This is a genomic window from Deinococcus aquatilis DSM 23025, assembly GCF_000378445.1.
Taxonomy (GTDB): domain Bacteria; phylum Deinococcota; class Deinococci; order Deinococcales; family Deinococcaceae; genus Deinococcus; species Deinococcus aquatilis.
In genome coordinates this window covers 1-6393 of the sequence record NZ_KB899780.1, presented here as the reverse complement: position 1 = coordinate 6393, position 6393 = coordinate 1, and the positions used below count along the sequence as shown (strand labels likewise).

Below are 6393 nucleotides of genomic sequence, written 5' to 3'. Positions count from 1 at the left end.
GGCCGCCCGATCTTGGCCCGTAAACTTTGCGGGTCGGCCGGTATGAGGTGCGTCGTAGAGCGCCGCGTCTAAACCACCCAACACAAAGCGTTTTCGGATCGATTGCGCCATCTGCACGCTGATCCCTAGGGCCTCGCTGATCGCCAAATCGCCCAACTGCCGATGGGCCATCAGCAAAATTTGGGCGCGGGTCATGACCCGCGCCTTGTGGCTCCCTTTCGTCGTGATTGCTTTCAGGCTTTGTTCCTGCTCAGGGCTTAACTCCACTTTGTAACGCAGAGAACGAGGCATATCTGACTCTACTAAATTGTAAAACGCTGTACTAGGCGCAGCGAGAGGAGGCTTTCGATGACACAGGTCAACGCCATGAGCTTTGCGTTGCCGCACTCCAATCTCCTACGCGCTCATGCGACTGCAATCGAGTTTGATCCCCACCTGCACAGCACTTACTCGATTGTAGCCCTCAGGAAGGGCGTGGCTGAGATTCGATCGGCAAGATGGAGTGGAATTGCCCGTGCGGGTGACGTCTTCTTCTTCAACCCATATGAGGTTCACTCGGCGTCTTGCTCTGAGGAGAATGCTGAATACGAAACCTTGTATCCATCCAAGGATTTTTTGATCGGGTGTCTCGACCATGAACGCCTCGATGAACCTCTTCATTTCCAGACCGCCATTCTTGGAACGAGCTCAGCGACAGTTGAGTTCATTGATACCCTATTTACGCCGGTCATTGAGGGCAACTCGATTGAGGCTGCCCTTCGGCAGATCGTCGCGAGGTGTGATTTCTCGACAGATGCAGTGCAAAGTCCTGAGCCGTTAGCGCGCAGGGCCTGCCTGCTGATTCATAAGAACTGCACACGTGCCATGCGGACCGAGGAACTCGCTCGCGAACTCGGGGTGCACAGGAGCCACCTCATCAGAACGTTCAGCAATGCAGTGGGAATGGCACCTCAGACCTATCTACGGCAGGTTCGAGTCGCGAAGGCCAGGGAGTTAATTTGCGAGGGCTCGGACCTGAGCGAGGTTGCGTTCATGTTGGACTTTAGCGATCAGGCCCATCTGACCCGAGAATTCAAGAAGGTATTCGGCGTGCCCCCCGGTGCGCTTTCACGAGACATTGGTCGTCGCAGGAAGGAAGGTAGCTCACGCCAGCAACCCCTCTCGTGAGATTGACCTCCTTCGCCACGCACCATGGTCAAACTTCCTAGCGCGCCGGCACTGTGCCGATGCACATGCAAATCATGTTCAATACGGCATCAGATGGGTCACGTAACCTCGGGATCGATAGTTGGAGGTTCAAGATGCCGCAGGATGAACGTGCTTACTTGATGAGATACCCTGATGTAAACGGGTATTATGGACGGTTTGGGGGCAATCACTACCCGCCCGAGGTATGGCCTGCGCTCGCGGAACTCGCGTCGACGTATCAGGCACTGCGGGACACGCCTGATTTTCAACATGTCCTGGAAAAGGTTCGGATCGGTCTTCAGGGACGCCCGACACCGATCCACTATCTCGAGAACACAACACAGGAGGTCGGTGGCGCGCGCATTTTCGTCAAGCGCGAGGATTTGAATCACACGGGTGCCCACAAGATCAATCATTGCGTGGGCTTCGCGCTTCTCGCCCGCAAGATGGGGAAGCGCAAGCTAATCGCCGAAACAGGAGCCGGCCAACACGGCGTCGCCCTGGCAACTGCGGCTGCCTATTTTGGTCTTGAGTGCGAAATCCACATGGGCGAGGTCGACATTGAGAAACAACGCTCGAATGTCGGACGCATGCGCCTTCTCGGCGCCCAGGTCGTTGCCGCAACGGCTGGGCAGTCAGCCCTGAAGGAGGCGAGCGATTCCGCCTTCAACGCCTATGTCGAGCAACGCGACCACGCCCTTTATGCCATCGGTTCGGCGATCGGGCCGCACCCCTTCCCCATGATCGTGAGGGATCTCCAATCCGTGGTGGGGCGAGAGGCCCGTGGACAGTTCTTGTCTCTCAGCGGGGGTTCACTTCCCGACCACGTCGTGGCCTGCTTGGCGGGCGGATCGAACGCGATGGGCATGTATGCGGGGTTCCTTGACGAGCCCAATGTCATTCTCCATGCCGTGGAGCCACTTGGGAAGTCAGATCAGCCCGGAGAGCATGCGGCGACACTCTCTTTCGGAAGCCCCGGAACGCTGCATGGCGCGCAGTCTGTCGTCCTGCAGAACGAGGACGGCACCCCGACCCTGGTATCGTCGGTGGCGTCCGGGCTGGTTTATCCGGGTGTTGGGCCGGAGATCGCGATGTTGCACGAGGTGGATCGACTGAACGTCGCGAGTATCTCTGACGAGCAGGTCATCAGCACCTTCTTCAGGATATCGAAGGCAGAAGGAATCATACCGGCCCTTGAGAGCTGCCACGCGCTGGCGTTTGCAATCGAATTGGCGAGGCAGACCCCTTCCTCGGAAAGCATCTTGGTCAATCTGTCCGGGCGAGGCGATAAGGACGTCGATTATGTCCTGACGAACTACGGAACCGGAGACAGTCGATCGTCCTGATCTCTGCTGAGCTGATGTCCAGGCCTGCAGCGCGCAGGTGCGACAGGTTGTGGGGGTGCCGGACACCTGCAACGTACGCCCTATCAACCACAAGCGCGTGTGATGCTCAGGATGTCCAGCACGTCCATGTGTTCCTCTGCAAGGCACCCTGCCCGGCCTGGTGGGTACTCGATGATGTCCGTGGGTTGCCAAGACTGTTCGTCATGCCTGGGACCCGTCAGCGTCGTTATACCCAGACCCGGATTAAGGCAGCACAATCTCCCCTTTCGCTACAGTCAGGATGCAGGCTGGCGGAACCAAGCCTGGTCAAGTTGCGCAACACATGAACTGAAGTCTCTCAGCGTATGGAGTTAATATGAAACGGTTGTTTCCCTTATGTACTGCCCTGCTCCTCGCCACTGCGGGACAGGCGACCGCCGCCACCCTGGTGTACGCCGCCAACGGTGACCCCGTCACTTTCGACTCCGGCAACATCACCGACGGCGTCAGCGTGATCTATCAGCTCCAGTTGTACGACACCCTGGTCGGTTTTGTGGACGGCACCACCGACACCAGACCTGCCCTGGCCGTCAGCTGGAAACCGAACACCACTGCCACCAGTTGGACGTTCAACCTCCGGCGCAATGTGAAATTTCATGATGGTACACCCTTTAATGCCGACGCAGTGCTCTTCAACTGGAACCGCTTTTGGGATCCAGCAGCACCCAACGGCTACCGCGATCAGGGACGAACCTATGACATCGTCACGTCCCTGCTGGGAGGCTTTAAAGGCCAGCCCAATGCCATTATCAAAAGCATCGTAAAAGTCAACGACTACACGGTGAGGTTTGACCTGAACAAGCCCTCCACCGTGTTCGCCCAGGTGGTGGGCACCGGGTTCTTCGGCATCGCCAGTCCCACAGCCATAAAGGCACAGGGGGCAAAGTACGGCACGCCTGCCAGCAAGCCCATCGGGACGGGACCGTTTATCTTTGACACCTGGACGACCGGTGACCGCGTCACCTACAACCGCAATCCGAACTACTGGGGCAGCAAGGCCAAGGTGGACCGGCTGATCGTGCGGGGCATCAAGGACGCTTCACAGCGCCTGAATGAACTCAAAGCCGGGTCAGTTGACCTGGTGGGTGATATCAACCCGGACGGGCTCAAAGCCCTCAAGGCAGATTCAAATCTTCAGGTGGTGCTGCGCCCCAGTTTCAACGTGGGCTTCATCAGCCTGAACAACCGCAACCAGTACCTCAAAAACGCTAAGGTCCGGCAGGCTATTAGCATGGCCATCAATAAACCGGCCATCGTCGAGGCATTCTGGAATGGGCTGGGCACCTCAAACGCCTCGTTTCTCCCAAAAGCGCTGTCGTGGGCGAATTCCAAGAAGGTGCCCACCGAATACAAATTTGACCCTGCCGGGGCCAAGAAGCTGCTGGCAGACGCCGGATACCCGAACGGCTTCACGCTGGACTTCTGGTACCTTCCCATTGCCCGTCCATTCTTCCCTCTGCCCAAACCGATTGCTGAAGCCATCTCCGCAGACCTGTCGGCGATTGGGATCAAAGTCAATCTGAAAACAGAGGATTACGCCAAGTACCTTAAAGACCGTTACCAGGAACCGGGCTTCGATATCTACATGATTGGCTGGACCGGCGACTACGGTGATCCGGACAACTTCTACTCGGCGTTCTATGGTCCCGGTGGCAGCGATGATATTAACTGGAACCCGCCGGAACTCAACGCCCTCCTGGAAAAGGGACGGGCCACCGTAGCGCGGGACGATAAAGCAAAAATTTACGCACAAATTCATGAAATGACTTACAACGCCAACTACCGGATTCCGATTGTACACAGCCAACCGCTCGGTGCGGCGCGGACCTATGTCAAGGGCTGGATCGCCAACCCCCTTGGGACGGGGGCGCTGAATAATGTCTCCGTTCCGGGCAAGAAATGACGGGCGGCCAGACCTAACCCTGGGTGAACGATTCGGTTCTGGTGGGCGAACGTTGGCTTCGCCTCCCCAGCAGGACTGAGCAAACAGCAACCGGAACCACGAAATGGTTCCGGTTTGCCCTTGGGCATAGGCCTGACGTGAGGGTATCATGAACCAGCAAGTAGGCCACGCCAGCTTCCGCAAGAACAGCCAGTACCATTACGCCAGTAAGCATCCAGCGTTGCTGCCGTTCGATCGGTGATGTGGCCGCCACACCTCACCCTAAAGCCATTTGGCCTGAACGAGGTGACCTGGGGCTAACCTTGGGGTTCTTCGCTCTTGTGTCATCCACTCGGCATCCTTTTGCGGGCAATGATCCGGGTGAGCAGGGCCAAGGCGCGCGTCAGGTCATACTGCGCCAGCACAGCTTCTGCATCCTGAATGCGTCCGGGAAGACTGCTGGTCTCCGCACTGATCTGCGCGGCGTAGGATCCGAACCGGTCCAGCAGGAGATGAAAGCTGCGCGGCCCTATGGGAGTCTCCCCCATCACCAAGAGGGCGCCGCGGTCTATCCGGACGGGCTGGAGCACCCGCTGGTCTAGCATGACTTGAGCGGCGCGTGCCTTGACTTCGTACAGGTAAGTCTGCTCCCGGCGGAGTGCTGGGGCATTCTTCGCCAAGGCAGCTTGCTGAAGCTGAGTGCCAATCGCTTTGGCTTGACTGTTCACCGCCTGCAACGCCAAAACCGGGTGCAGGTGCCGCAGGACACCTACAGGCAACCGTCCCGACGAGTGGACCCGTCCGAGCGCTCGCCAGTCGGTCTGGTTGATCCAGGGTCCAAACGTTTGCAGGAGCTTGGGGAGAGCCGCTTCTGGCACAAGGTCGAGGAGACCCACCGTCAGCAGGGCCGAATGCGGTACGCTCCAGAGCCCCACGCGGATCTTCCCGGGATCCTGGGTCGGGGTGGCGTGAGCGGCAGCCAGAGCAGCGGCACCCAGGACCAATCGCCAAGGCAACTCGACTTTTAGCCCACACTGCACGCGGACAAACACAGTGCAATTGTGCATCAGGAGGTCGCCTAACTGAGGGCGGGCCACGCTGGCGAGCGTGAGCAGCGCGTTCGGCCAAGGTGCGCCAAGCAACCAGGTCAAGTGTTGCTCCTGCCTCGGCAAGCTCTTCACGGGCATCACCCGGTCTGGAGACACCGAATCTAGGGTCCAACGGAGGGTCATGGCAAAATCTTCTGGGGTGAATGCTTGATGCAAGAGAAAGCGATCACGCCGGCCTTGAACGTGCCGGGCAAGATCCTTAAGTCGGGTGCCCCAGGCGGGAGAAGCGGCGCCGAGGTGGAGGTCATGGACGGTGACGGGTTGAGGGTGGCCAGTGGACGCCTCGATCTGCCAACGCAGTAGTTCCAGCACGGCGTCCTCCGTGGCCGGGTCCGGCGGTTCAGGCCACGGGTGGGGGCCGGCTGTGACGGCGGGGAGTCGAAGGGGCGGGGTCAGGAGCTCCTGTTGCAGCCGCCTGGACCAGGCCGGGCTGCTGTCGAGGAGGTGCCGCAAGGCTCGGCTGGTGAGCGCACCCTGATTCACAGAGGTACTGTACTCGTCAGCGCGCCACCGGGCTTGGCTGCGCCCAGCAGTGAGTGGGAGTGTTTGATAGGCCTGAATGACGCCCGTCAGAAATCTACGTTCCAGTGAACTGCACGGCGCCAGTCCAATGCCAAGTGCGTCCAAGCTACGAAGTAAGCGATTCTCTTTAGAGCATTTGTCATAATGATGACGTGAAACGAGTGGGAGGCCGAGGGTACAGTCTGGATTTGCGTGAACGGGTGGTGGCTGCGATCGAAGGCGGACAGCCCCGTCAAGTCGTCGCCCGGTTGTATCGGATTCACATTGAAACCGTTGATGCCTACCTCGCAAAGCAGCGTCTCGGGAC

6 protein-coding genes are annotated in these 6393 nt (G+C 58.8%); 4 read left to right on the top strand and 2 right to left on the bottom strand.

The genetic code is table 11. The features are described 5' to 3' along the window. The coding region (locus F561_RS0123895) for a helix-turn-helix domain-containing protein (protein ID WP_019012486.1) at positions 1 to 291 on the bottom strand (291 nt) is incomplete at its 3' end. Between the two features lie 57 nt (positions 292 to 348). Between F561_RS0123895 and F561_RS0123890 the strand changes: the two genes are divergently transcribed. The 3 genes from F561_RS0123890 to F561_RS0123880 all read left to right on the top strand — a co-directional run bounded on the left by F561_RS0123890 (position 349) and on the right by F561_RS0123880 (position 4476). After that, complete coding sequence (locus tag F561_RS0123890; RefSeq protein WP_019012485.1) at positions 349 to 1167, top strand: helix-turn-helix domain-containing protein; 819 nt, start codon at positions 349 to 351, stop codon at positions 1165 to 1167. A gap of 134 nt (positions 1168 to 1301) precedes the next feature. Then, on the top strand, positions 1302 to 2534 hold the full coding sequence (gene trpB, locus F561_RS0123885) for a tryptophan synthase subunit beta (RefSeq protein ID WP_026299186.1): 1233 nt from the start codon (positions 1302 to 1304) through the stop codon (positions 2532 to 2534). Positions 2535 to 2889: 355 nt separating this feature from the next. Beyond that, a complete protein-coding gene (locus F561_RS0123880; protein ID WP_019012483.1) occupies positions 2890 to 4476 on the top strand; it encodes an ABC transporter substrate-binding protein in 1587 nt (528 codons plus the stop codon). A 323-nt stretch (positions 4477 to 4799) separates the two neighbouring features. Here the strand turns inward: F561_RS0123880 and F561_RS0123875 are convergent, their stop codons facing one another. Then, entirely contained in the window at positions 4800 to 5687 is an 888-nt protein-coding gene (locus tag F561_RS0123875; RefSeq protein WP_245556630.1) for a hypothetical protein, read from the bottom strand. 551 nt (positions 5688 to 6238) lie between these two features. Between F561_RS0123875 and F561_RS30675 the strand changes: the two genes are divergently transcribed. Continuing rightward, positions 6239 to 6393: IS630 transposase-related protein (locus tag F561_RS30675; protein WP_425386927.1), on the top strand; the 155-nt coding region annotated here is incomplete at its 3' end.